Annotated in this window: 24 protein-coding genes and 1 other annotated feature; of the genes, 10 read left to right on the forward strand and 14 right to left on the reverse strand. The window is 53.9% G+C overall.

All coding sequences use genetic code 11. The features are described from left to right. Positions 1-103 precede the first annotated feature (103 nt). Together nhaB and dsbB are read left to right on the forward strand one after the other, a co-directional pair. A complete protein-coding gene (gene nhaB, locus K0I63_RS11280) occupies positions 104-1699 on the forward strand; it encodes a sodium/proton antiporter NhaB (RefSeq protein WP_220078448.1) in 1596 nt (531 codons plus the stop codon). Positions 1700-1786: 87 nt separating this feature from the next. Further along, positions 1787-2302: a disulfide bond formation protein DsbB gene (dsbB, locus tag K0I63_RS11285; protein ID WP_011865974.1), complete on the forward strand. Its 516-nt coding sequence runs from the start codon at positions 1787-1789 to the stop codon at positions 2300-2302. Positions 2303-2717: 415 nt separating this feature from the next. On the opposite strand, the gene K0I63_RS11290 is transcribed toward dsbB, so the two are convergent. From K0I63_RS11290 to K0I63_RS11315, 6 genes are all read right to left on the reverse strand, one after another. Further along, entirely contained in the window at positions 2718-2963 is a 246-nt protein-coding gene (locus K0I63_RS11290) for a hypothetical protein (protein ID WP_220081099.1), read from the reverse strand. A gap of 252 nt (positions 2964-3215) precedes the next feature. Next, positions 3216-3842, reverse strand: coding sequence for a hypothetical protein (locus tag K0I63_RS11295; protein WP_220081100.1), 627 nt, complete (start codon positions 3840-3842; stop codon positions 3216-3218). Positions 3843-4195: 353 nt separating this feature from the next. Further along, a complete protein-coding gene (locus K0I63_RS11300) occupies positions 4196-4483 on the reverse strand; it encodes a DUF3892 domain-containing protein (RefSeq protein WP_220071606.1) in 288 nt (95 codons plus the stop codon). Between the two features lie 631 nt (positions 4484-5114). Then, positions 5115-5555 carry a YcgN family cysteine cluster protein gene (locus K0I63_RS11305; RefSeq protein ID WP_041406638.1) on the reverse strand — a complete coding sequence of 147 codons (441 nt, stop codon included), beginning with the start codon at positions 5553-5555 and terminating at the stop codon, positions 5115-5117. 114 nt (positions 5556-5669) lie between these two features. Further along, a complete protein-coding gene (locus tag K0I63_RS11310; protein ID WP_258406852.1) occupies positions 5670-6608 on the reverse strand; it encodes a lytic murein transglycosylase in 939 nt (312 codons plus the stop codon). A gap of 69 nt (positions 6609-6677) precedes the next feature. Continuing rightward, the gene (locus tag K0I63_RS11315) at positions 6678-6959 is read right to left on the reverse strand and encodes a YcgL domain-containing protein (protein ID WP_011865981.1); all 282 of its coding nucleotides are present in this window, start codon (positions 6957-6959) and stop codon (positions 6678-6680) included. Positions 6960-7085: 126 nt separating this feature from the next. Between K0I63_RS11315 and minC the strand changes: the two genes are divergently transcribed. The 3 genes from minC to minE are packed head-to-tail and all read left to right on the forward strand — an operon-like array spanning position 7086 to position 8848. Then, complete coding sequence (gene minC, locus K0I63_RS11320) at positions 7086-7751, forward strand: septum site-determining protein MinC (protein WP_220081102.1); 666 nt, start codon at positions 7086-7088, stop codon at positions 7749-7751. A gap of 24 nt (positions 7752-7775) precedes the next feature. After that, complete coding sequence (minD, locus tag K0I63_RS11325) at positions 7776-8585, forward strand: septum site-determining protein MinD (protein ID WP_220071608.1); 810 nt, start codon at positions 7776-7778, stop codon at positions 8583-8585. Between the two features lie 2 nt (positions 8586-8587). Beyond that, positions 8588-8848 (forward strand): cell division topological specificity factor MinE, encoded by a 261-nt coding sequence (gene minE, locus K0I63_RS11330; protein WP_144203062.1) that lies wholly within the window; start codon positions 8588-8590, stop codon positions 8846-8848. 109 nt (positions 8849-8957) lie between these two features. Here minE and rnd read toward each other — a convergent pair whose 3' ends face one another. The 7 genes from rnd to tsaB all read right to left on the reverse strand — a co-directional run bounded on the left by rnd (position 8958) and on the right by tsaB (position 15885). After that, positions 8958-10064, reverse strand: coding sequence for a ribonuclease D (gene rnd / locus K0I63_RS11335; protein WP_220081103.1), 1107 nt, complete (start codon positions 10062-10064; stop codon positions 8958-8960). 90 nt (positions 10065-10154) lie between these two features. Then, positions 10155-11828 (reverse strand): long-chain-fatty-acid--CoA ligase FadD, encoded by a 1674-nt coding sequence (gene fadD, locus K0I63_RS11340; RefSeq protein WP_220071610.1) that lies wholly within the window; start codon positions 11826-11828, stop codon positions 10155-10157. A 198-nt stretch (positions 11829-12026) separates the two neighbouring features. Then, positions 12027-12962 carry an alpha/beta fold hydrolase gene (locus K0I63_RS11345; RefSeq protein ID WP_220081104.1) on the reverse strand — a complete coding sequence of 312 codons (936 nt, stop codon included), beginning with the start codon at positions 12960-12962 and terminating at the stop codon, positions 12027-12029. A gap of 2 nt (positions 12963-12964) precedes the next feature. After that, entirely contained in the window at positions 12965-13813 is an 849-nt protein-coding gene (locus K0I63_RS11350) for a class I SAM-dependent methyltransferase (protein WP_220071611.1), read from the reverse strand. A gap of 82 nt (positions 13814-13895) precedes the next feature. Continuing rightward, complete coding sequence (locus tag K0I63_RS11355) at positions 13896-14597, reverse strand: M50 family metallopeptidase (RefSeq protein WP_220081105.1); 702 nt, start codon at positions 14595-14597, stop codon at positions 13896-13898. A gap of 137 nt (positions 14598-14734) precedes the next feature. After that, positions 14735-15106, reverse strand: coding sequence for a hypothetical protein (locus K0I63_RS11360; protein WP_258406853.1), 372 nt, complete (start codon positions 15104-15106; stop codon positions 14735-14737). 65 nt (positions 15107-15171) lie between these two features. Next, positions 15172-15885 carry a tRNA (adenosine(37)-N6)-threonylcarbamoyltransferase complex dimerization subunit type 1 TsaB gene (gene tsaB, locus K0I63_RS11365; RefSeq protein ID WP_220081106.1) on the reverse strand — a complete coding sequence of 238 codons (714 nt, stop codon included), beginning with the start codon at positions 15883-15885 and terminating at the stop codon, positions 15172-15174. Between the two features lie 396 nt (positions 15886-16281). Between tsaB and K0I63_RS11370 the strand changes: the two genes are divergently transcribed. Both K0I63_RS11370 and K0I63_RS11375 read left to right on the forward strand, forming a co-directional pair. After that, a complete protein-coding gene (locus K0I63_RS11370) occupies positions 16282-17199 on the forward strand; it encodes a DMT family transporter (protein WP_220081107.1) in 918 nt (305 codons plus the stop codon). A 12-nt stretch (positions 17200-17211) separates the two neighbouring features. Continuing rightward, the gene (locus K0I63_RS11375; protein WP_220081108.1) at positions 17212-18513 is read left to right on the forward strand and encodes an NAD(P)/FAD-dependent oxidoreductase; all 1302 of its coding nucleotides are present in this window, start codon (positions 17212-17214) and stop codon (positions 18511-18513) included. Positions 18514-18525: 12 nt separating this feature from the next. Here the strand turns inward: K0I63_RS11375 and yoaA are convergent, their stop codons facing one another. Next, positions 18526-20451 carry a DNA repair helicase YoaA gene (gene yoaA / locus K0I63_RS11380; RefSeq protein WP_220081109.1) on the reverse strand — a complete coding sequence of 642 codons (1926 nt, stop codon included), beginning with the start codon at positions 20449-20451 and terminating at the stop codon, positions 18526-18528. 280 nt (positions 20452-20731) lie between these two features. Next, positions 20732-20852: a sequence feature (His leader region), on the forward strand. Between the two features lie 68 nt (positions 20853-20920). Between yoaA and hisG the strand changes: the two genes are divergently transcribed. The 3 genes from hisG to hisC are packed head-to-tail and all read left to right on the forward strand — an operon-like array spanning position 20921 to position 24247. After that, positions 20921-21820 (forward strand): ATP phosphoribosyltransferase, encoded by a 900-nt coding sequence (gene hisG / locus K0I63_RS11385; protein WP_011865995.1) that lies wholly within the window; start codon positions 20921-20923, stop codon positions 21818-21820. 34 nt (positions 21821-21854) lie between these two features. Continuing rightward, positions 21855-23168, forward strand: coding sequence for a histidinol dehydrogenase (gene hisD, locus K0I63_RS11390; protein WP_220083427.1), 1314 nt, complete (start codon positions 21855-21857; stop codon positions 23166-23168). After that, positions 23165-24247 carry a histidinol-phosphate transaminase gene (hisC, locus tag K0I63_RS11395; protein WP_220081110.1) on the forward strand — a complete coding sequence of 361 codons (1083 nt, stop codon included), beginning with the start codon at positions 23165-23167 and terminating at the stop codon, positions 24245-24247. The genes hisD and hisC overlap by 4 nt, the downstream gene beginning before the upstream one ends. Positions 24248-24280 lie beyond the last annotated feature (33 nt).

The raw sequence follows: 24280 nt of genomic DNA on the forward strand, positions 1-24280 counted from the left end.
ATAAAGGTATTAAATTCTACATATCATTAGGATACACTGAATTGAACAGCGGACAGTTCGTTAACTTTCTGTCAAAAAATAATTATATAGATGAGAGGATGCCATGCCTGTGACCATGAGTCAGGCGTTTATTGACAATTTCTTAGGAAATTCTCCTAAGTGGTTCAAAATCGCAATTTTATCATTCTTAGTGATCAACCCGATCGTCTTCTACCTCAACCCATTCGTCGCCGGATGGTTACTGGTAGTCGAGTTCATCTTCACGCTGGCAATGGCGCTGAAATGTTATCCCCTACAACCCGGTGGTCTGCTGGCCATCGAAGCCGTCATCATAGGCATGACCTCGCCCAGTCAGGTCTTGCATGAGATAGAAGCCAACCTGGAAGTTCTGCTGCTATTAATCTTCATGGTGGCTGGCATCTACTTCATGAAACAGCTGCTGCTGTTCGTGTTCACCAAGATGATCACCAAGATCCGCTCTAAGGTCGTGGTCTCCTTGATGTTCTGTATCGCCTCGGCCTTTCTGTCTGCCTTCCTCGATGCGCTGACGGTAATCGCCGTGATCATCGCCGTGGCCGTGGGTTTCTACTCCATCTATCACAAGGTAGCCTCTGGCAAGAGTTTTACCGACGATCACGACCACACCTCGGACAGCCATGGTGAAGGGCATCCCCTGTGTGAAGATGAGCTAGAGGCGTTTCGTGGCTTCCTGCGTAATCTGCTGATGCATGCCGGTATTGGTACCGCATTGGGTGGCGTGTGCACCATGGTGGGTGAGCCGCAAAACCTGATCATCGCCGCCCAGGCCAACTGGCAGTTCGGTGAGTTTGCCCTGCGCATGGGCCCGGTCACAGTGCCTGTGTTCATCTCGGGTATCGCCACCTGTTTCCTGGTGGAGAAGTTTAAGTGGTTTGGCTATGGCCAACAGCTGCCAGAGGCAGTACACAAAATTCTGTCCGATTACGCCTCCTATGAAGATGCGCACCGCACCAAGCATGACAAGATCAAGCTGGTTATCCAGGCGTTTGTGGGTGTATGGCTGATCGTCGGCCTGGCCTTCCACCTGGCCTCTGTGGGTCTTATCGGTCTGTCGGTTATTATCCTAACCACCGCCTTTAACGGCGTCACCAACGAGCACGCCCTTGGCAAGGCCTTCGAAGAGGCACTGCCCTTCACGGCGCTGCTGGCGGTCTTTTTCGCCATCGTGGGCGTGATTATCGACCAGCAACTGTTCGCACCTGTGATCCAGTGGGCACTGAGCTACGAGGGTAACACCCAGCTGGTGATCTTCTATATCGCCAACGGCCTGCTCTCTATGGTGAGTGATAACGTGTTCGTGGGTACCGTCTATATCAACGAGGTGAAAGCCGCGCTGTTAGATGGCCAGATCACCCGCGACCAGTTCGACCTGCTGGCGGTTGCCATCAACACGGGTACTAACCTGCCATCTGTGGCAACCCCTAACGGTCAGGCAGCCTTCCTGTTCCTGCTGACCTCGGCGATTGCCCCATTGATCAGACTCTCCTACGGCCGCATGGTGTGGATGGCGCTGCCCTACACTATCGTATTGTCTATCGTGGGCATCCTGGCCATCGAGACAGGATTCTTGGGCGAGATGACCCAATACTTCTACGATTCCCATATGCTGATCCACCACTCGGTGGCGGAAGCGGCCAAAGGCGCAGTCACCGGGCACTAATTTGTTGATTGACTGAACTTATCTAGTTTCGTAAAGTCTTAAAAACGCCTCTAGCAGTTAGAGGCGTTTTTTTATAGGAGAATATCGTTGAGTGCCCTGACCCGATTTGCACAGTCTCGTTTAGCCTGGACCCTACTGCTACTGACCGCCGTAGGCCTGGAAGCTTGTGCCCTCTTCTTTCAACACGTGATGAAACTCGACCCCTGCGTCATGTGTATCTATCAGCGCTTAGCGGTACTCGGCGTACTCACCGCCGGCCTCATCGGCGTGGTTGGCCATCAATTCCGCCTGCTGCGTTTCCTCGGCGTGCTCCTGTGGGGCGTTAGCGCCGCCTGGGGCCTCAAGCTGGCACTGGAACTGGTCGAGATGCAGACCAACCCATCGCCTTTCTCCACCTGCTCCTTCCTGCCGGAATTTCCAGAATGGATGCCGCTACACGAGTGGTTCCCGTCAGTCTTCCTGCCCACCGGCATGTGCACCGACATACCATGGGAGATGTTTGGCATCACTATGTCACAGTGGATGGTGGTGGCTTTCAGCACCTACCTGATTGCCCTGGTGGTGTTTATTGTTCCGGCGTTAATGCCAACTAAGAAGGCTTGATGTGCGCTCAAGGTAGCGCTTTTAAGAAACGCCCTTAATGGGCGTTTTTTTGTGGCCCTGCAATGGGCCCTTTAATTTGCTTGAGTAACGACAACCAACAAGGTTATTTATCTGGAATACTTTAATGCGTACGCTCACTGCAACCTAACGCCTGCCCGGCGGGGGATGTGCAAACACAATTTTGGCACGCTGTGAATATGTCCCTATACGCTCCACGGCGACGTCCTGTCGCCGAGGGCCAAAATCGTGTTTACACTGGGTATCTAACGTCTCTTCGATTTGACGGCATTGGTAATGAAAAATTGGTAATGAAAAGAAGATAAGACAGGGATTAGAGGTACGAGCCCCTACTTAAGAATGAGGGGCTACGATGTGTGAAAACTAAGATAAATAGGCTAAACGCCGCATTCACTTGTTATATATTTTTACGATACTTGCGCTCTGAGGAGTACCAAAGCCAATTGGCCCAAATTAAACCGCCAACGGGAAAAACGATAATAGCGACAAGCGGTCTAACCCAAATAGGTTCTTGTGGCTGAAACAGCTGCATCAAAGTTGACCATAGCACTGCAGTAGAAACGCCCCACAGTAGAAAGCCATTCATCCAGATAAACCTAGCTTTACCCTTGGCACGTACTTGCTTCCATTTCTCTATCTTCATCGACTACTCCATAACTCGATTTCCACATAACGCCACATTCAGCGTAAGCAACTCTTGCACCTCGCCTAAGCCATCTCACGATAAACACAAAATTCAACAAGAATCATGTGCCAATCAACTCTCTTAAAAAGTTTACTCTGCCCCCATTTATTCTCGCTGCCCAAGATATGTCGTTTTCGGTTAGGCTAGAAGCTTGTACATGCCCCTTCCAATTAACTTCTAATTGTGGGGCAGCGTGCTGTCCCACACCAATTATTTATTAGCGTTATGCATCCACACGTCACTTCTATCGCCGCATTCATAAAGAATTCTTTCTGCTAGCAATGAACCTGTATGTGAAAAATAGTTACCAGTTTTACCAGAGAATGTTTGATGGCAAAGCATAAATTGACCTCTTGCAATCACCGCATGTAATAGAGGGATTAATGATGTTGTAGATGCGATTCTCGCAGTAAACTCATTATTCAATCGTTCAACTGACCAATATGATGGTGCATGTTTAACGGTTTCATTTAATGCTCGCCTGCAAAATTCGAATGAAAATGAACCAAAGCTAAAAATTAGTTTTGGTTTGTAGCGATTAAAAAGCTCATTAAGCTCATTTATTTCACGATCTAAGTTTTTCGAGCTGCTAGTAAGGTTTTTCTTTAACTCTGAATTGGATACAGCATTTCTTATGTAAAAAGCATTTTGAGATAATCTGTTTAATTTTTGAGTAAATACAACCTCTTGAATTTGATCAAGAATTGGTGTCCAAATGTTATGTCTTGTCGGATGCCTTGAATCTAAAGGAAATTCGAGTATCGACGCTAATTTATGCGGTTCTGAGTCTCCAATAAGCCAAATTGGAGAATGAGGATTGCCATCTTCTTTTTTCATAACGAATATTTCTTTATGAGGTTAACGCCCGGCACAAGGGCAGACAAATAAGCGCAGCGTTTTGGCTGTCCCAGCTCCCGTAGGGAGCGATTGCTGCCGTTTGTTAGGCTTATTCATTGACGATGTGCTCAGGTGTTAATGAGCGACCGCATATGGGGCAGGACGGTCTCATTTTTGCCACAAGGTGATGAGCGCCCGAATATTGCCCCTTTCCATCGAGATCTCTGAGGCTGGTTTTCGACCACTCTTTAGAGTATGGCTGGTCGTTCTCGCTTTCGACAATTTGACCAACATGACCACAATTACATTGAAGTTTAGTAAAAGTTCTATAAGTCATTGAGAAATCTCTGGCTTTAAGGGCATTCAGGTAAACTAAGCAAGTTATTTGGTTGTTCGCCGTCATTTTGCGTTTTTAAGTATTTATTTCCAGCTGCGCTGGTTGAAACGACAACCCAAACTGATTGGCCGTTTACACTCACATAGAATTTCCACTTACCGGACTCGATTCCTTCTATAGCTCGATCTAAAGTTAGTTTCCAACGACTTCCATCACCGTTAGTACCACCAACATGGCTAATACGCTCATGGGCACTTTGACGATTGGTTTTGTTGATACATTTTATTTGATGATTCTCAGCCATTTTTCTACTCCTTGTGTTTTGGTTTTTAGCCTAACAACTTATTAGTGATACCTTGCAAGGTAGGAGTCCAAGCATGCAAATAAATGGGGTCAGAGTTAACTTTTTGAGGGATTAGATTGAAGCATATTGGTTGGCTTTTTCATTCCCTGAATGGCGTAGTCGATGTTTGATTCGAGTGTGCCTAGCTCTGTCCTTGATTGGTGATACTTTAATCTATCTTGTTGCTGATATTCAACATCTCATTTCACACTTTCATGAAATTTTTCTTTAGGAATAATAGCTTGTATCAATGAGCAACAGACGAAGCCAAATCGAAGAAACGTTAGATACCGAGTGTAGATGCATCTGCGGACGTCGATGGCAGGGAAGCCATCGTCGAGCCTCCAAGGATGGATTTACGGCGTGTAGCAGATGTATCTGCACATAAGCCCACCGCAGGTGATAGATAGCAATGAAGGTGCGACCTTCAAAATCCCATCAAATGCCCAAACAGGTAGACGCTACAACCACATTTACCCCGCCGGGCAGGCGTTAGGTTGCCATGAAGCTATGAACTTCAAAATCCCATCAAATGCCCAAACTGGTAGGCACTACAACCACATTTCCCTCACTTTAATGAGAAAGTGAAGAACTAGTCACAATCCTTCAGCGGCCACAGAACGATATGGTCCTCAAGGTACCTCACCTTGTTCTCATTCACTATCTTGTTGCGGGTAGACATCCCCAACTCATGCATCTTGGTCTTGTCGCCGGTTAACAGCGGGTGCCAACTAGGCAGGTCCCTGCCCTGATACAGGCGGCGGTAGGCGCAGCTGTCTGGCAGCCAGGTGAGCTCGGCTATGTTATCGACCGTCACCTTGGTGCAGCTGGGGACGAAGGTAAAACGCTGCTCATAGTGCATGCAATTACACGCCTTTGCATCGAGTAGCTTACAGGCGGCGTTGGTGTAGTAGAGCTCATCGGTTTCATCGTCGATGATCTTGTTGAGGCAACACTTACCACAGCCATCGCATAGCGATTCCCATTCCTGGGCACTCAACTCTGCGAGGGTTTTCTCTTTCCAAAACGACATCTTTACAATTCTTTCAAGGGCCAACTCTTTAAACGCCATATATTTCAATGCTCAAGAGTTGGCGGAGTGCTTAGGCGCCGAGCCAGCTTAAACCGGCTCGGCGTCTCGAGTAGCCTATTTTATCTCAGGATACTTAATTCTTTCTGACAGGTAGGTCACAGCCAGGGTCAGATGATCCGATGCCTGGGTCTGTCTCAGCACCCGGTAGTTGTCATACACCAGATAGCTGCGACCGCCTTTGCCATCGGGCCTAATCAGCGACACCTGCATGTCTTTGCGTGACGGCAGGTCGCTGCCATTGAAGCGCCTTACGCCGAGGGCCTGCCACTGGTCAAAGCCTTTGTGTACCTCTAGCCCCACCAGATCCTTGGGCAGTTCGCTAGGGGATTTCACCTGGCGTCCCCAGGTGCCATCATAATCCCAGCCAAGCTGCTTGAGATAGTTTGCCGTAGTGGCGAAGGCATCGGCGAGGTTCTGCCAGATATCCACCTTACCGTCGCCATTACCATCTTTGCCGTACTTGGCCAATTGCTTAGGGGTAAAGTGGGGGTAGCCCATCAGGCCGGTGGCATCGCTCTTGAGGCTGTCGAAGCTAAGCTGGTCACGCTCCATCAGCTTGAGCGCCGCGAGAAACGCCGCATCCTGGCCATCGCCATGATAGGCGTTGGAGGCGATCACCGTCAGAGCCGGATAGTCGCTGGCATCGAAGGCCGAGGCTATGCCCCAGTAGGCCAGTACAAACCTTGGCTGGACGCCATATTCCTTACCGAGACGGTCGAAAAGCGCCTTGTTATCGCGATACAGGCTTCTCGCCTGCTCTACCAGGGCTTCGCTGACCCGCTCTGGGAGATAGGTTTCCAGATTTTGCGGGCCATTTTGCGGACCATTGGCGGCGGGTTCGTTAACCACCGCCTTCTTGAACAGCTTTATCTGATCGAAAACCGCGTCTATGGTGCCTTGGGCGATCCCCTGCTCGACTGCTTGCTGCTTTAACTCAGAGAGATATTGATCGTAACTGAGCGCTGACTCTTGGGCTTGCAAGGGACTGGCCAAAACCAAGCCATTTGCAAGTAGAGCACTTAGCAAAACATTCTTCAAAAACATGCACTTTCCTATCGGTAACTAGTCTCTGCTATAACCTATCTCTTTCTTGTACTCTTCGAGTAGGTTAACCGGCGGTGGTGGTAATTGAAGATAATACCCCTTCTCGGCTAGTTCAACTTTTACTTTTTCGATATCGGCAAGGGCTAACTGTTCACGTTTGTTTAGCGGCAGCAACATCACCAGTTCTGGCGTGCCAAACATCTTCATCAGAGGCTCGGGCACACGCTCGAAATCGTTGCGTTTCTCCACAAAAAGATAGCTATCGGGTTTTAAGCGACTCTTATATACAGCACAGATCATATAGGGTGAAATTTCCAGTTTATTCAACTTGCCAGCAAATTGCGCACACTATAACATGGAGCGCAAGGATTATAATAATATCTAGCCGGCGCGAGCCGGTTAATTTTATCAAGAGCAAGTTTAGGAATGCAGAAACCTAGCCTCGAATTAAAAGGCTCTTCATTTACGCTTTCAGTGCTGCATATTAATGATGCAGATCTCGACGGAATCGTCCGCGAACTCGACGATAAACTGGCCATCGCGCCGCAGTTTTTTCTTGGTGCGCCCCTGGTGGTTAACCTCAGCGCCATCTCAGACCCCGATTACAACCTCGCCGGCCTCAAAGATCTCTTGATCTCCAGGCAATTGGTGATTGTGGGGATCACAGGCGCGCCGAGTGCTATCGCCAATCAGGCCAAGGCCTTGGGGCTTGCGCTGATCAAGTCTGGCAAACAGAGTCAGACCCAGCCGCAGCTGCCGAAAACCACCAAGATAGTGAAGCAGAACATTCGCTCGGGGCAGCAGATTTACGCGCAAAATGGCGATCTCATCATCATAGGCGCCGTGGGTAATGGCGCAGAAGTGATTGCAGATGGCAGCATACACATATACGGTAGTCTTAGAGGCAAGGCCATGGCGGGTGCCAATGGCGACAAGAATGCCGTGATCATCGCCCAGAATATCGATGCCGAGCTGGTCTCCATCGCCGGGCAATATTGGTTAACCGAGAATCTACAGGCACATGCCTCGATCAAGAGCGGTTGCATCAGGCTAGACGGCGACAGCCTTACCGTCGAAGCACTATCGCTATAGAAATAGAAAAGGACAGAAACAAACATGGCACAAATTATTGTTGTCACCTCAGGTAAGGGTGGAGTGGGCAAGACCACTTCGAGTGCGGCCATTGCCACCGGCCTGGCATTGAAAGGACATAAAACCGTGGTAGTCGATTTCGATATCGGCCTGCGTAACCTGGACCTCATCATGGGGTGTGAGCGCCGCGTGGTGTACGACTTCGTCAACGTGATCAACGGCGAAGCTAACCTGAATCAGGCGCTGATCAAAGACAAGCGCACCAGCAACCTATTCGTGCTGCCCGCCTCTCAGACCCGTGATAAAGACGCCCTGACCAAAGAAGGCGTCGGCCGCGTACTGGACGAGCTAAAGCAAGATTTCGAATACATCATCTGCGACTCACCAGCGGGTATCGAAACCGGCGCCATGATGGCGCTCTATTTTGCCGACACGGCGATCGTCACCACCAACCCTGAGGTTAGCTCGGTGCGCGACTCTGACCGTATCTTGGGCATGTTGCAGAGCAAGTCTAAGCGCGCCGAAGAGGGCCTGGAGCCGGTCAAGGAGTTGCTGCTACTGACCCGTTACTCCCCTACCCGCGTCGCCACCGGCGAGATGCTCAGCGTGGCCGACGTGGAAGAGATCTTGGCCATTCCGCTGCTTGGGGTGATCCCCGAGTCGCAAGCCGTACTCAAGGCCTCTAACTCGGGCGTACCTGTGATCATCGACCAAGAGAGCGATGCCGGTAAGGCATACAGCGACGCCGTGGCACGACTAACGGGTGAAGACGTAGAGATGCGTTTCGTCACCGAAGAGAAAAAAGGATTCTTGAAAAGGATATTTGGTAGCTAATTATGTCTTTACTCGATTACTTCAGAGCGAAAAAAGAGCCTACGACCGCAACCACCGCCAAGGAGAGATTGCAGATCATCGTCGCCCATCAGCGCGGCGAGCGTGATGCGCCAGACTACTTTCCGGCGATGAAGCAGGAGATCATCGAGGTGATCCGCAAGTATGTGCAGATAGACAGCGATCAGGTATCGGTGCAGCTGGATCAGAACGACGACAACCTGTCAGTACTGGAACTGAACGTGACCCTGCCGGAAAAGTCTTAGGCGACTGGCAGGTCTTACTCAGTAGCCTGAATATGCATACAGAAAAGCCCTCAATTGAGGGCTTTTTCATTGGCGCCGTTTGGCGTTTAGCATCTTGGATAATCCTACCTTAGCAGCTAATCTCAGCCATGGCGTCCTTACTCAGCTCACCGCGCCAGCCCTGCAACACCAAGGGCGTCTCGCCCTGGCCATCGTTCCAGCGCCACTGCAGGTATTCATGGATATGACGCTTAGAGCCCAGCAGCTCCATCGGCACCTGATGGGTTTCCGCCACCTGGGTTAGCGCCTGTTTGATCGCCTTAAAGGCCGACTTGTAGCCGGGTTTCAGGGCGATCACATCGATAGCCTCGGGCAGGTTATCCAGATCCGCCTTGGCCATCTCGGCGATAATCGCCTTGGCATGCAGACGCTTCTCCTGCTCGGTCAGCTCTGTCATCCTGAAGATCTCACCTGTACTCTTAGGCTGCTTCTTGGCCAGCGCCAGCAGCGCGTGATCTTTGATGACGAAGCCCAGGGCCAAGTCTCTGTCCAGCGCTTTTTGCAGGCGCCACTTGGCCAGCACCTTCAGATAGGCCAGCTGCTTAGGGCTTAGCTGGAAGGCGTTCTTCACCTTGAGGTAGGCGGTGTCACCATCCGGGCTCTCAAGACGCCCCTGGGTCATACGCTCGCCCTCTTCCAGCAGCCAAGGCATTCTGCCAGACTCTTGCAGCTTTTCTAGCAGCTGAGGATAGAGCCGATAGAGGTAATCCACATCGTTGGCCGCATACTGCAGCTGAGCATCGCTGAGCGGACGTTTCATCCAGTCGGTGCGCGACTCGCCCTTATCCAGCTGCACGCCCAGGCAGTGCTCCACCAGCTTAGCGTAGCCCATGCCATGACCCCAACCACAGAAGGCAGCGGCGATCTGGCTGTCGAACAGCACCTTAGGCTGACAGCGACCGTAACGGGCCAAGACTTCGAGATCTTCGCTGCAAGAGTGCAGCACGCTTATCATATCGTCGCGCTCCAACAGGGCCCAAAATGCAGAGAGGTCGCTTACCGCAACAGGATCGATCAGCGCCAGGGTCTCGCCGTCATAGACCTGGATCAGTCCCAGCTTGGCGTAATAGGTGCGGGTGCGAACGAATTCGGTATCCAACATCAGGACCTTAGCCTGACGATACTTAGCCACCAGCTCTGTTAGGCTGGCGTCATCCTCTACATATTGAAAGGTCAAATCTCATCTCCAAATGCTATGGCTCGGTGAACACAAAAGCCGGCATAATGCCGGCTTTGAGTCACCTACAACGGGTGGTTTCCTATATAACTAGGCCGATTTGGCTTCGTCACGCAACTCGCGGCGTAAGATCTTGCCCACGTTGCTCTTAGGTAGCTCATCCCTGAATTCTACCAGCTTAGGAATTTTATATCCCGTCAAATGATGACGACAGTGCTTGATCACCTGCTCTTCGGTCAAAGATTTGTCTTTTGGTACCACAAATACCTTCACCAGCTCGCCGCTCACCTCATGGGGAACGCCGACGGCGGCCACTTCCAGCACCTTAGGATGCAGGGCAACCACCTCTTCCACCTCGTTGGGGAAGACGTTAAAGCCAGAGACCAAGATCATATCCTTCTTGCGATCCACGATGAAGAAGAAACCTTGCTCATCCATGTAACCGATATCGCCGGTGGCCAGGTAGCCATCCTTATCGATCACCTTGGCCGTCTCTTCCGGGCGCTGCCAGTAGCCTTTCATCACCTGAGGGCCCTTGGCAAACAGCTCGCCGGTCTCGCCCTGAGGCAGCACATTGCCCTCTTCGTCGCGCACCTGCATGTCGGTATTGGCAACCGGGAAGCCGATAGAGCCGTTATAGCCCTCCAAGTTATAGGGGCAACAGGTCAGCAGCGGCGAGGCCTCGGTCAGGCCGTAACCTTCCAGCAGACGCGTCTTGGTGATCCCCTGCCACTTATCGGCCACGGCGCGCTGCACCGCCATACCGCCACCGATAGAGAGCTTAAGGTTGGAGAAATCCAAGGTCTTAAACTCTTCCGAGCTCACCAGAGCATTAAACAAGGTGTTCACCCCGGTGAGCGCCGTGAATGGATGCTTCTTAAGCTCAGACACGAAGGCCGGGATATCCCTTGGGTTAGTGATCAGCAGGTTGTTCGCGCCTTTATGCAGGAACAAGAGGCAGTTCACCGTCAGCGCGAAGATGTGATACAGCGGCAACGCCGTGACCACAAACTCCTTTCCATCGGCCAGCAGCGGCGAATAGGCGGCGTCCGCCTGCAGCAGGTTGCTGACGATATTACCATGGGTCAACATGGCGCCCTTAGACACACCGGTTGTGCCTCCGGTATATTGCAAGAAGGCGATATCGTCCCCCTTGATGGTCGGTTTCACATACTGCAGGCGGCGTCCCTTAGAGAGCGACTGACGCATAGAGATGGCATGTGGCAGATGGTACTTAGGCACCATCTTCTTGATGTACTTGACTACAAAGTTCACCAGGGTGCGCTTAGGCGCACTGAGCAAGTCGCCAAGACCTGTGAGGATCACGCTCTTCACCGGCGTCTGATCCACCACCTGCTCCAGGGTGTTGGCAAAGTTAGATACCACGACGATCGCCTTGGCACCCGAGTCGTTGAGCTGATGCTTCAACTCTCTTGGGGTATACAGAGGGTTCACGTTGACCACCACCATACCGGCACGCAATATGCCGAACAGGGCGATGGGATACTGCAGCAGGTTAGGCATCATAATCGCCACGCGATCGCCCTTCTGCAGCTTGAGTTCGTTTTGCAGATAAGCCGCAAAGGCACGGCTGCGCTCTTCGAGTTTTCGATAGGTCAGCGTCGCGCCCATGTTCACAAAGGCGGGCTGATCGGCATACTTGGCTACCGAGCTTTCAAACAGGTCGATCAGCGAGCTGTATTGCTTTGCATCGATAATAGCGGGCACATCATGGGGTAAATTTTTCGTCCAAAGCTGTTCCACGAGTCTCTCCTAAATCCCCAGGCAGAGTTAGGTGAATGAGGCCATTCACTTAAGGTTTCAAAAACAGAAACTAAACACTGACTTATAAATATTGTAGGTAACACCCAAAAAATCATACGGGCGTTTTAATTTTGAACATCATCACACAATTAGAGTAAAAATCCTAGTGTAATTTTACCATCCCTCCCCGAGGGGCTGTCACGCTAAAAATGCCTTAATTGCCGCGGCCACCTCCAGGCTATTGCCCATATGGAGATGATGGTCACCTTCGAGGGTCACCTGGGTGAGATCTTGATACCAACTGGCGGCGGTTTCGCATAGATCTTCGCCAGCCGTATCATGGGCTTCAGACATCTTTTCTGTCTGGTGATAGCCCATCAGGGGATAACCCTCTTTGCCTCTAATGACCAGCACCCTGCCAGCGTGGCCCTGCATCAGGCCGCTGACATGGTCAAAATCGAGCCGCATGGGGGAATCTAACTTGAGTCTGGGATCGCTACGCCAGTAGTAGTGACCGTCTGTTAGCTGCAGGTTGCGCTCGAGGATTAGCCTACACCAGGGCATATCCAGCCCGGTCAGTTTATGCCTTGCCCTGACGGCGGCATCCAGCACCACAGGCTTAGGCGCGAGCTGACTCATGGCGGCCCGCTGATGGGCATCGAAGCTGCGCCTGAGCCTTAACTTGCTCTTAGCGGGCGCCTCAAACAGGGGCGCGAGCGCCTCGATAACGATCCAATGCTTGGCCTTCTCGGCAAAGGCGGCGCTGTAGGCCGAAGCCACTATGCCGCCCAGCGAGTGACCTATCACGCCATGCAGGGGCTGATGACGAACTATGGCATCGATAAGCAGCTCGAGATCATAGAGGTAGTCTATCCAGTGCAGCGGATAGCCACCGGGCCTGTGCTGTGACGCGCCATGACCGGGCCAATCGATCGCCAGCAGTCGATACTCGCTTAGGTGCTCCGCCAAGGGCGCAAAGCTGTTGGCATTATCCAGCCAACCGTGAAGCGCCAATAGCAGGGGCTTATCCGCCTCCCCCCACAGCCGACCAGAGAGACGAATATGGGGCAGTGATAGCAGCACTTCATTGCCATCAGTTGAGGGCTGACACAGAGGGGCTAGCGGATCGCTCATGATTAAGACTTCTTCACAAATTTAAGCGTCATGCGATCGCTCTCGCCGATGGCAAGATACTTGGCTTTATCCTGATCGCCCAGACGCAGGCTTGGCGGCAGAGTCCAGACGCCCTTAGGATGATCTTTGCTGTCCTTAGGGTTGGCATTGACCTCACTGCTGGCCACCAGGGTAAAGCCGACTTTCTCGGCTAAGGCGATCATCTCATCCTGCACCATGTAGCCTGTGCTCAGATCCATGCCAGGGTTTGCCCTGTGCTCCACCACGCCAAAGGTACCACCAGGCTTTAACACCTTGTAGGCCGAGTCGAACACCTGCTCCAATACCCCGGACTTGGCCCAGTTGTGCAGATTTCTGAAGGTCAGCACCACATCTGCGCTGTTAGGCGCGCCGAGTTCCGCAAGCCTTGGGGGATCGAAACTGATACTCGATGCCTGGCCTAAGGTATCGCCATGATCCTTGAGCCACTTGTCCAGCGCCTTGCCCAGGCGGATACGATAGCCTGGCACCTCTAGGCCCTCTGGCGGGTTGGCATCGAAATTCGCGGCGATATAGTGACCCTCTTTTGCCAAGTATGGGGCAAGGATCTCGGCGTACCAACCACCACCCGGCCAGAGTTCCACCAGGGTATCGCTTGGCTTAACGCCGAAGAAGCTCAGGGTCTCCCCCGGGTGACGGTACTGATCACGCTCCATATTTGCCGCTTGTCTCAGCGGATTGGTGAGCGCATCTGTGACCTGCTGATTGACCAGGTGTGTCTCGTTAGCCTGGGCATAGTTTGGGCTGACTAGGCTAGGTGCCGCCACGCCTATGGCTAATGCCAGTGAGGCCGCTAAGGTTAAACTCTTCATATTCTCTCCCTAGATATTAGATAAGGCTAAAACACCTAAGCTATCAGGCTAATAACGAAAATTAAACTAGATATACAGTCGGTTACACTTTTTGCGCGCTCAGCTGATTGGCACTATCGACCCGGCGCCAGCAGAGCCAGAGCATGGTTAAACTGGTGAGCAGCCAAATACCGACCCAGATCCAGGCCGGGATCCAGGTCTGTTCCGCCAGCATGGCCGCATCGCCGCGCCCCGGCATGCCAAGCAGCACTGTGGGGCTGGCGAGCGCGTTCAACATCACCATCAGCGCCATTACCCTGAGGGCAAAGGTCAGCAGTGGACTATGATTGAGTTTTAACGGCAGCAGAAACAGCAAGGCGAGCATCAACAAGATGGCGACGGTGAGCAGATCCCGCCCCCAGAGCACGATACTCAGCAATACCACCAGCCCGAGACAGCTAAAACTCACGCGGATCCCCCTGGCCCAAGTCGCCAGATGAAAGATGAGTAGCCCCCAGAGCGCGGCGCCGAAATAACCGGCAAAGCCAATCAACACAGGCCAGCCCCCCTGGCTCACGCACAGACCGGCGCCATTGGGATAGAGCTCGATATGACTCACCATACCGCCGCTAATCAGGGTCGCCAGGGCGTGAGACGCCTCGTGAAAATAACTCTCCAGCCACTTAAAGGGCACACTAAGATAGGGAATGCGGGTGACGACTAAAGCCAGCAGTAACTCGACCATGAAGAGACTGCGAGTCGGCATACCGGCGCGAGAAGAGGGAGAATCGATAGAAAAAGCCATACTGAAGAACCCGTCCTATAGGTTGTTGATGCCTTAATGGCCGGCAATTTAGACACGCTGGCGCTACGCCGAAACATCTTCCTTTATTGAAGACTAAACATGAACCTAGCTAAACATGAACCTAGCTAAACATGAACCTAGACATAGGTGTCTATGCCCACCATCTGAGAGATGGCATCGCGCTGGGCGGCGTGTTGGTGCAGCAGATATTGGCCTATGGCGCCGCGACTGCCACCGGTTTGTTGATCGTATTCAAGCTTGGCGCTGAGCCGCTCTTCGAGGGATTCCTGCTTGCGCTCGACCAACTGAGTGGCGTCGCCAGTGGCATCACTAGTTTCATTAGTATCGACGCTAGCGAGATCGATATTATCCCTTGCGGGCACGGCCGGCCCCACTGGCGTCACATCGATAACATTGGTCCGCAGATCCTGCTGTGGGGCGATAGCATCGCTAATGGCAGAGGCGCCCGCAGAGAGCCCAGGCGTCAGGTAAGATGACGAAACTTGCATGCTAGTTATTCCCCCTTCTCTCCTGACAGTCTAGTTACACGATAATGCTTCAAGCCTACACTAAATTACTCGCGACCAGGCAGTTTTTTCCAGGTCACGGTATCACGCAGATAAACAGGCTTTAGCTTATCCACATCGGTCGCCTGCCCCGCCTTCACCGCGGCTTCTGCCAGCGGCAACATGTGGCGCGCCAATGGGAATTTGGCTTCCTCGACTAGGGTCATCACCTCAGTCACCAGCGCCGGATAGGCATCGAAGCCTGTGCCACAGGCAGCAAGCGGCGTGTCAAAAGCTAGCTGGCTCAATAACTCCTCTGGCGCACAGACTTGCTCTTCACCGACTAGGCTGGCCAAGCCATCTACAGACAGGTACTCGCCGTAGTAGATCTCGCCCATGCGCGCATCGATGGCGGTCGCTACTTGAGTCGCGCCCTTTATCTCGATAGCCGCCTGGGCCATGGCCGCCAGAGTTGAGATGCCCACCACGGGAAGATCTTGGCCCAAGGCCAGCCCCTGGGTCATAGAGGTGCAGATGCGGATCCCGGTGAAGCTGCCTGGCCCACGGCCATAGGCGATCACATCCACCTGACTCAGCGCGATCCCCGCCTCTTGCAGAACCTCCTGCACCATAGGTAGCAGGCGTTGGCTGTGTTCCCGCGGCGCGTCGGCCTCACGGGCAAACACCTGTCCCTGATATTGCAGAGCGACCGAACAAAACTCGGTGCAGGTGTCCAGAGCGAGTAAACTTAATGGGGCTGAGAAATCTTTATTTTCCGGCATGCAAAAACGAACCAAATCTGTCGCGATATCATGGCACTGCGCTGCTAATCTAACTGCGCTAATGCCTCATCGCCAAAACCATAGGATGAATGGCGCCGATTATAACGTAAAACCCGCTTAGGTATAGCCTTAATTGCCCGCATCAAAGCTGTAAACCAAGCTATTTTGGCGGCTAGACGTCACTTGCCCTTTGGCCCTATAGCCCATTGAGTTGATATCGACGCCAGGGCAAAAAATCCGTTTTCTCTTTGAGATAAACCCGATAGGATAGGCTCACGCTTATCGGCTTCTTAGCTTAAATTAGCGCTTAAATCAGCACGCAAGCCGACACAAGAGCTAGCACAGACACTCAACCCAAGGATCTAGAGTCGTACTCAGATGTAGGCTAATGACGTAATGAGTCAATCAAGAGCACAGTCCCAACCTCTGTCACAATCGCCATCGCATTTATCCTCCCAGGCCGTGATGATGGCCCTTGGCTCGGCTATTTTAATGGGCACAATCGGCGCACTGGCCCGCACCGCCAACCTCGATGCCAGTATCATCACCTTCTATCGCCTTCTGATCGGCGCCTCCTGTCTCATCGCCTACATGCTTGCCACAGGCAAGGCCCGGCAGATCCTGCATCGTCCAGGGAAACGCCATCTGTTTAATGGCGCTATGCTCGCCGGTTTCATGGTGTTTTACGTGCAATCCATAGGTTACATTAACATGGCCAATGCGGTGATGCTGATCTACCTCGCCCCCTTGGTCAGTGCCATTGGCGCTCACTTTCTTTTCCATGAGCGGCTGACACGCCAGGACCTATTAGCCATAGGCATCGCCCTTATTGGCGTCGTAGCCATATTGCCGAGCCTTGAGAGCCTCACGGGCAGCACGGCCGAACTCAAGGGCTATGGCTTTGCCCTGCTGGCGCTGCTGAGCTACAGCGGTTTCATGTTAATCAATCGCCGCCCCGCCAGTGCCAGCCCCTATCAGAGCACGCTCATCCAACTGAGTTTCGGCGCCCTCTGCTTGCTGCCCTTCGCCCTGCATCAAGCCGTGGTGCCCAGCTTGACCCAGTGGTTCTGGCTGGCGCTGATCGGCGTATTTCCCGGCTTTCTGGCGATCTTATTCGCAGTCAAGGCTCTACGGGTGTTGCCCGCAGCTACCTTCGGCACCTTGGCCTATATCGAACCTGTGACCGTGGTGATCCTCGGCTGGAGCCTGTTTGCCGAGCACCTCACCCCGATACAATTAATGGGCTGCGGCCTGATCATCTGCGCCGGACTGATACAAACGCGCAAGCGGCGCCGGGCCCCTAATCCCCAATAGAAGGAGTTGTCGATGAGTGCAAAGATCCCAAGAATCGTGATAGTGGGCGGCGGTGCCGGCGGACTCGGCCTGGCCACCCAACTGGGACACAAGTTAGGCAAGAAGCAGCGGGCAGAGATACTACTGATAGACAAAAACCGCACTCATATCTGGAAACCCTTGCTCCATGAGGTGGCCACAGGTTCACTCGACGCCGACCTCGACGGCGTCGTCTACTCCGCCCATGCGGTGAAACATGGCTACCAGTTTCAATTGGGGGAACTCACCGGGCTGGATCTTCAAGGCAAACGGCTGCAGCTCGGCGCCATCAGCAACGATAAAGGCGAGGCGCTACTGCCCGCCAGAGAACTTGAGTACGACACCTTAGTGCTGGCCGTTGGCAGCGTCAGCAACGACTTTGGCACCCCGGGCGTAAAGGAGCACTGCTTCTTTCTCGACTCCCACCACCAGGCGAACCGCTTTCACAACGCCCTGCTCGACAGCTTCACCCGCATGCATCAATCGGAGGAGCAGCAAAAACTCAATATCGCTATCGTCGGCGGTGGCGCCACCGGGGTGGAGTTGTCCGCCGAACTCTACCATGTGACCGATCTGCTCAAGAGTTATGGCCTGAGCAAGATGACCGCCGACAGGCTGAGTATCACACTGATCGAGGCGGGCCCGCGCATCCTACCCGCCCTGCCCGAGCGTATCGCCGCCTCGGCCACCCGTGAGCTGATTAAACTGGGCGTATCGGTACGTCAGAGCACCCGCATCGAAGAGGCGACCTCTAAGGGCTTTGTCACTGCAGACGGCGAGTTGATCGCCGCCAACCTGATGCTGTGGGCGGCCGGGGTTAAGGCGCCAGATTTTATCAAGCAGATAGAGGGACTTAACCTCAATCGCGCCAATCAGATCCTGGTGCGTCCTACCCTGCAGGCCCAGGGGCACGACGATCTCTATGTGATCGGCGATTGCTGCGCCTGTGAGCAGGCCGACGGCAGCTTCGTGCCGCCAAGGGCGCAGTCGGCGCACCAGATGGCCCAGTGTGTCGAGCACAATATTCTCAATGAGCTCAGAGGCCTGGGTCTCACCGAATATGAGTATGTGGATCACGGCTCCCTGGTTAATCTGTCACGTTTTAGTACCGTCGGTAGCCTGATGGGTAACCTCACTAAAGACAGCATGTTTGTCGAGGGAAAGATAGCCCGCTTCATGTATATCTCCCTCTACCGCATGCACCAAAAAGCAATTCACGGCCTGGCCAAGACCATCGCCCTCTGGTTGGTGGAGAAGATGATGCGGGTAGTTCGCCCGCGGATGAAGCTGCACTAAGCAGGCTTAGCGCTAGTCTATGGTTTGCAGGAAACGCACCGCACTGTCGAGATCCCGGGTGCGATGCATGAGCGGCAGCGAGTTGATAAAGGCCTGACCATAGGGACGATTGACGATGCGATTATCGCACAGGATCAACACGCCCCTGTCTTTCTCATCCCGAATCAGGCGACCGACGCCCTGGTTAAGCGCTATAACCGCCTGGGGCAGCGACAAGGTCATGAAGGGATCTTTGCCCTCACGCTGCACCCCGTCGGCCCTGGCCTTGTAAAGGTTATCATCCGGCGAGACGAAGGGCAGCTTGTCGATGATGACACAGCTCAGCAGCTTACCGCGCACATCTACCCCCTCCCAGAAGGCGCCCGTGCCCAGCAGCACGGCGTTGCCCAGCTGTCGATACTTCTTAAGCAAAGTCTGCTTGCCCGCCTGCCCCTGTACCAGGAGCGGATAATCGACCCGCCCCTGTAACATCACCGCCACCAGATTGAGCATGCGATGGCTGGTGAACAGCATGAAGGTGCGGCCCTTGGCGGCGTTTATCGCCTTCACCGCCACCTCCACCAGCTGCCTGGCGGCGCGCTCCTGACTGGTGACCGACGCCAGATGGCGCGGCACACAGAACAGAGATTGGCGCCGATAGTCGAAGGGGCTGTCCAATATACTTGTGTTGGCCTTCTCCAGCCCCATCGCCTTGGAAAACAGCGACAGGTCGCGATTGATCTGCAAGGTAGCCGAGGTAAAGATCCAGCTGACATCCGGGCTAAACAGCGACTGACACTCCTTGGCCACCTTGATGGGCGAGATCCTTAAGGTCAGGTGCTGATAACCATAGTCTATGCTGTAGGCGCTATCAGGGTTATCGCATTGAATGAACACGGTTAACTTGCTGAGCAGCCCATCGATTTTTTCGACGCCATCATCAAATGCCTCATTGCGACCAAGATAACCCAGCAGCATGGTGCGATAGGCGGTCAGCTCAGACAACAGTGCCCATGATGCCTCCATTAAGGCCTTGTCGCCGATAAGCCTTCGCCAATCACGCTCCTCGGTGGCAAACAACAGCCCCTGCCAATGGATCAGCTGAGTATGGCAGCGGGCCGTCATGGCGCCAATTTGCGGCGAATCGGCCATCTGAGTGCGATAGAGTTCGTTAAAACGTTCCAGCAGGCGGATGAGGCTCTTGATACTGAGCTGCTGGCCGAAATAGGTCACGGCGATATCTGGCAGCAGATGCGCCTCATCGAAGATCACCACGTCGCTGTCGGGGAGCAGCTCGGCAAATCCCGTCTCTTTTAGGATGCGATCGGCGAAAAACAGGTGATGGTTGACCACTATGATTTTGGCATCGAGCGCCTTGGCGCGGGCCTTGCGGGTAAAGCAGGCCTCATAGTGATCGCAGGCCTTACCTATGCAGGACTCTTTACTGCTCACCACCAGCGGGATCGCCGGGGAGTTTTCCGGCACGGCGTAGAGGCTGCCGATGTCGCCATCCACCGTCTGGCTGGCCCACTGATCGATTCGCAGCAGGTCGTCGAGGATCTTGCCATCATTCACCTCGACGCCGCTGAGCTGCTTCTCCATCAGGTATTGGCACAGGTAGTTACTGCGCCCCTTGAGCAGGGCCACTTTTGGCCTGATCCCTAAGATGTTGAGCAGTGCGGGCAGATCTTTGAAAAACAACTGCTCCTGCAGGTTTTTACTGCCTGTGCTGACGATGATCTGCTTACCGCTGAGCAGCGCCGGCACCAGATAGGCGTAGGTCTTGCCCACGCCCGTGCCCGCCTCGACCACCAGGTTGTCGCCCTTTTGCAGGGTCTCGCTCACCCGAGTCGCCATCGTCTGCTGCTGGACACGACAGCTATAGCCCTTGATATGACGGCTTAAGCTGCCATCTGGGGCGAATACCTGCTGTACATCCTGGGTCAGTCGTTTATTCAATGAATGGCTGATGATAGTTAATGTTTAAAATGACATGCTGGCATTATGCGGATTTTCTTACCCAGTACAAGCCACAAAGCACCCGCGATAAATAAACAGGAAATCATTGAGATCCCATGGGGATATTGCAGTGTTAGTTGAATAATTTTCAATCGACCCAAATTAGCGCTTGCATACGCCGAAAAACTTGATTAGTTTAAATACAACTTAGGGCAGACACTGCCCATTGATACGCACTAAGCGAGAGAAGACAGAACATGACACAGCGTTTGAATACTATCCATCATCACCATCATATGCGGTAGCCTTCGGATGCTTACTGCCGGAGGACTATTTCCTTCTGGCGGTTGATTCAAAAGCGATCTAAGACCCCTGGAAGGAATTCCGGGGGTTTTTAGTTTTTAGCTTAAGATTTTGTTTTAAAACGATTTAAACAATTTTACTGAATCAACAAATGAGGAAACATCCTATGTCAGAGTCAAACCGATTACGTATCGCCATTCAAAAGTCCGGCCGCCTGTCCAAGGAATCCCAGAAGCTGCTCAAGAGCTGCGGCATCAAGTTTAACGTTAACGAACAGCGCCTCATCGCCCACTCTGACAACATGCCTATCGACCTTTTACGGGTTCGTGACGACGACATCCCCGGCCTGGTGATGGACGGCGTGGTCGACCTTGGCATCATAGGCGAGAACGTGCTCGAAGAGGAGCAGATTGAGCGTCAGACTCTGGACAAGCCGAGCGAGTGCATCAAGCTGCGCCAACTGGATTTCGGCGCCTGTCGCCTGTCGCTGGCGGTACCTACAGAATTTCGCTATCAGGACGCCAGCTCGCTCGAGGGCCTGCGCATCGCCACCTCCTACCCTAACCTGCTACGTCGTTACATGCAGGAGAAAGGCATTAGCTATCGCGACTGTATGCTCAAGGGCTCGGTGGAGGTTGCCCCCCGCGCCGGCCTGGCCGACGGTATCTGCGATCTGGTCTCCACCGGCGCCACTTTAGAGGCCAACGGCCTGTACGAGACTGAGGTGATCTACCGCTCCATGGCCTGCATCATCCAATCGACTCAGGAGCAGAGCGAGGCCAAACAGGCGCTGATCGACAAGATCCTCTCCCGCGTCAACGGCGTGGTGCGCGCCAAGGAGAGCAAGTATATCCTGCTACACGCCCCGACCGAGACACTGGATCAGATCGTCGCCCTACTGCCCGGCGCCGAGAACCCGACCGTACTGCCGCTGAACGACGACACCAATCGCGTGGCGATCCACGCAGTCAGCAGCGAAGATCTCTTCTGGGATACCATGGAGGCCCTGACCCAGCTAGGTGCCAGCTCCATCCTGGTGATGCCAATCGAAAAGATGATGGGATAACGCCATGACAACAAACACCATGACATCCAAACAGATGCAGCGCCTCGACTGGCAGGCGCTCGATGACCAGGCAAGGCGAGAGGCGCTGTCGCGCTCGCCCCTGATTGGCGATGCCAACCTTGAGCAGCAGGTCAAGGCGATCATCGACCAGGTGGCCAGCCAGGGCGACGCAGCGCTAAAAGCCTTCTCACAAAAATTCGATAAGGTAGAACTCGACGCCCTGCGCCTTAGCGAAGCGGCTATAGCAGCCGCCACCGAGCGAGTGACGCCCGAGATCAAGGCAGCTATCGAGCAGGCCAAACAGAACATCGAGACCTTTCACCAGGCCCAGGCCTTCAAGGGGATCGACCTTGAGACCCAAGCCGGAGTACGCTGCGAGCTTAGAAGTGAACCTATCGAAAAGGTGGGCCTCTATATTCCCGGTGGCAGTGCGCCGCTCATCTCTACCGTGCTCATGTTAGCCCTGCCGGCCAAAATAGCCGGTTGTGAGCAGCGGGTGTTGGTCAGCCCGCCACCGATCGACGATGCTATCGTCTACGCCGCCAAAGCCTGTGGCATCACAGATATCTATCAGATAGGCGGCGCCCAGGCGATCGCCGCCCTGGCCCTGGGCACTGAATCTGTGCCAGCGGTCGATAAAATCTTCGGCCCGGGCAACCGCTATGTCACCGAGGCCAAGCGCCTGGTGGCCCAGGACAGCCGCTGCGTGGTCAGCATAGACATGCCCGCCGGCCCTTCTGAGGTGTTGGTGATCGCAGATAATGAGGCGAATCCCGACTTCATCGCCGCCGATCTCCTCTCTCAGGCAGAGCACGGCCCCGACTCTCAGGTGATGCTGGTCACCGACAGCCAAACCTTGGCAGACGCGGTCAACCAGAGCCTTGGCGAGCAACTGGCAAGACTGCCCAGAGCCGAGATCGCCATGCAGGCCCTGAGCGCCAGTCGCACCCTGATTGTCGAAGATATGGCCCAGGCCGCCGAGGTTGCTAACCGCTATGGCCCTGAGCACCTGATCATTCAGACCCGCGCGCCCCGTGAACTGCTGAGTAAAATCCGCGCCGCCGGCTCGGTATTTCTTGGCGCCTACACACCTGAGTCAGTTGGCGATTACGCCAGCGGCACCAATCACGTGTTGCCAACCTATGGCTATAGCCGCGCCGTCTCCAGCCTGTCGCTGGCCGACTTTAGCCGCCGCTTTACCGTGCAGGAGCTGAGCGCCGAAGGCTTGCAGGGCCTAGGCGAGTGCGTGATGACTCTGGCCAGCGCCGAGCTGCTCGATGCCCACAGAAATGCCGTCGCCGTGCGCCTTGCGCCTTGCCACGCTAACGGGCGAGGAGAAATAAGATGAGTGTAGAAGCTAAGATGAATGTTAACGCGACATCGCTCGCCGAGCGTCTCGCCAGACCCGAGCTCCTGACTCTGGAGCCCTATCAGTCAGCGCGTCGCATCGGCGGCGAGGGGCAAATTTGGATCAATGCCAACGAGTCGCCCTTTAACAACAGCGACTTGGATGGCCTCAACCGCTACCCTGAGTGTCAGCCGCCCGAGCTTATTACGCGCTACGCCGAGTATGCAGGTGTAAGCAATCAACAGGTGCTTACCAGTCGCGGCGCCGATGAAGCCATAGAGCTGCTTATCCGCACCTTCTGTATCCCGGGGCGGGACAGCATTGCCTGCTTCGGCCCCACCTACGGCATGTACGCCATCAGCGCCAAAACCTTCAACGTCGGCGTCAAGGCGCTACGCTTGGATGATGAGTATCAGCTGCCGCAGGAACTTTGCAGTCAGGTCGACGATGCCAAGCTGGTGTTTATCTGCAATCCCAACAACCCAACTGGCACTGTGATCGCCCAGGCCACCATAGAGGCGGTGATCCGCAGCCTGCCAAATACCTTAGTAGTGGTAGATGAAGCCTATATCGAGTTTTGCCCAGACTACAGCGTGGCAAGCCTGCTGGATAAGTATGACAACCTGGTGGTGCTGCGCACCCTGTCCAAGGCCTTCGCCCTAGCCGGTGCCCGCTGCGGCTTCATGCTGGCAAACCCTGAGGTCATCGAGATGGTGATGCGGGTGATCGCCCCCTATCCAGTGCCGCTTCCGGTCGCCACGCTTGCGATAGATGCGCTAAGTAAGGAAGGGATAGCCCGAATGCAGACTCAGGTCGCTCAGCTCAAGGCCAACGGCCAACGACTCGCTGACGCCTTGCGGGAAGCTGGCGCCAGAGTGCTGCCTGCCTATGGCAACTTCGTGCTGGCCTATTTCGACCAGGCAAATGAGATAAAAGTCAGTGAGATGCAGGCACGTCTAAAACAGGCAGGTGTTGTCGCCAGGGCCTACAAAGACCCGGCCCTTGCCGATGCGATACGCTTTAGCTTTGCCAGCGACGCCCAGACCGAGACGCTGCTTGCCATACTCAAGGCCGACTAATAGAGCCGCACCCAGCCAGACAATAACGACAAA

The sequence above is a fragment of the Shewanella rhizosphaerae genome (assembly GCF_019457655.1).
Lineage (GTDB): Bacteria > Pseudomonadota > Gammaproteobacteria > Enterobacterales > Shewanellaceae > Shewanella > Shewanella loihica.

Bases quoted from the DNA above. Each gene is read 5' to 3' on its own strand.
- hisC (WP_220081110.1), top strand. From the start codon at position 23,165: ATGAGTGTAGAAGCTAAGATGAATGTTAACGCGACATCGCTCGCCGAG.
- K0I63_RS11305 (WP_041406638.1), bottom strand. From the start codon at position 5,555: ATGTCGTTTTGGAAAGAGAAAACCCTCGCAGAGTTGAGTGCCCAGGAA.
- minC (WP_220081102.1), top strand. From the start codon at position 7,086: ATGCAGAAACCTAGCCTCGAATTAAAAGGCTCTTCATTTACGCTTTCA.
- hisD (WP_220083427.1), top strand. From the start codon at position 21,855: ATGCAGCGCCTCGACTGGCAGGCGCTCGATGACCAGGCAAGGCGAGAG.
- K0I63_RS11355 (WP_220081105.1), bottom strand. From the start codon at position 14,597: ATGGCTTTTTCTATCGATTCTCCCTCTTCTCGCGCCGGTATGCCGACT.
- K0I63_RS11295 (WP_220081100.1), bottom strand. From the start codon at position 3,842: ATGAAAAAAGAAGATGGCAATCCTCATTCTCCAATTTGGCTTATTGGA.
- K0I63_RS11350 (WP_220071611.1), bottom strand. From the start codon at position 13,813: ATGAAGAGTTTAACCTTAGCGGCCTCACTGGCATTAGCCATAGGCGTG.
- K0I63_RS11360 (WP_258406853.1), bottom strand. From the start codon at position 15,106: ATGCAAGTTTCGTCATCTTACCTGACGCCTGGGCTCTCTGCGGGCGCC.
- K0I63_RS11315 (WP_011865981.1), bottom strand. From the start codon at position 6,959: ATGATCTGTGCTGTATATAAGAGTCGCTTAAAACCCGATAGCTATCTT.
- K0I63_RS11300 (WP_220071606.1), bottom strand. From the start codon at position 4,483: ATGGCTGAGAATCATCAAATAAAATGTATCAACAAAACCAATCGTCAA.
- K0I63_RS11375 (WP_220081108.1), top strand. From the start codon at position 17,212: ATGAGTGCAAAGATCCCAAGAATCGTGATAGTGGGCGGCGGTGCCGGC.
- tsaB (WP_220081106.1), bottom strand. From the start codon at position 15,885: ATGCCGGAAAATAAAGATTTCTCAGCCCCATTAAGTTTACTCGCTCTG.
- K0I63_RS11370 (WP_220081107.1), top strand. From the start codon at position 16,282: ATGAGTCAATCAAGAGCACAGTCCCAACCTCTGTCACAATCGCCATCG.
- minE (WP_144203062.1), top strand. From the start codon at position 8,588: ATGTCTTTACTCGATTACTTCAGAGCGAAAAAAGAGCCTACGACCGCA.
- K0I63_RS11290 (WP_220081099.1), bottom strand. From the start codon at position 2,963: ATGAAGATAGAGAAATGGAAGCAAGTACGTGCCAAGGGTAAAGCTAGG.
- hisG (WP_011865995.1), top strand. From the start codon at position 20,921: ATGTCAGAGTCAAACCGATTACGTATCGCCATTCAAAAGTCCGGCCGC.
- K0I63_RS11345 (WP_220081104.1), bottom strand. From the start codon at position 12,962: ATGAGCGATCCGCTAGCCCCTCTGTGTCAGCCCTCAACTGATGGCAAT.
- minD (WP_220071608.1), top strand. From the start codon at position 7,776: ATGGCACAAATTATTGTTGTCACCTCAGGTAAGGGTGGAGTGGGCAAG.
- nhaB (WP_220078448.1), top strand. From the start codon at position 104: ATGCCTGTGACCATGAGTCAGGCGTTTATTGACAATTTCTTAGGAAAT.